At 66.2% G+C, this 515-nt stretch carries 1 protein-coding gene; it reads left to right on the top strand.

Annotated elements, in window-relative coordinates; genetic code table 11:
• Positions 1-91: 91 nt before the first annotated feature.
• The coding region (locus tag PUR61_RS31085; protein WP_329882841.1) for a HAMP domain-containing protein at positions 92-515 on the top strand (424 nt) is incomplete at its 3' end.

Below are 515 nucleotides of genomic sequence, written 5' to 3'. Positions count from 1 at the left end.
CCTGGTCCGCATCCTCGCTGAGGTGAAGACGGGGGGTGCGGTGGTTGACGTCTTGTAGTTGATCTCCGTCTTTGCGCGCGGGGAGCTCGTGGTGCTGGTGTCGACCGAGCCGTCGCGCGTCGTCAAGACCAAGGGGGTGAGGGAGCCGCAGCTCGGAGAGTTCCTGCAGATCGCGCGGACGCTCAACCGGCTGGTGGACCAGCTGTCGGTGTTCTCCGAGGAGGTGACCCGGGTGGCCCGGCAGGTGGGGACCGAGGGTCTGCTGGGGGGTCAGGCGCAGGTCCGCTGCGCGGCCGGCGTCTGGAGGGACCTGTCCGACAAGGTCAACTACATGGCGTTCATGCTCACCGATCAGGTGCGGAACATCGCGCAGGTGACCACTGCGGTCGCCCGGGGCGACCTGTCGCAGAAGATCCAGGTGGACGCACAGGGCGAGATCCTGGAGCTGAAGAACACCATAACGGAAGAGCGGCGAGTCGGGAAAGAGTGGGCACGGCAGTGTAGATCTCGGTGGG

Origin of the sequence: Streptomyces sp. BE20, assembly GCF_036322525.1 — a bacterium.
Lineage (GTDB): Bacteria > Actinomycetota > Actinomycetes > Streptomycetales > Streptomycetaceae > Kitasatospora.
This window is presented reverse-complemented; position numbering and strand designations above follow the sequence as displayed.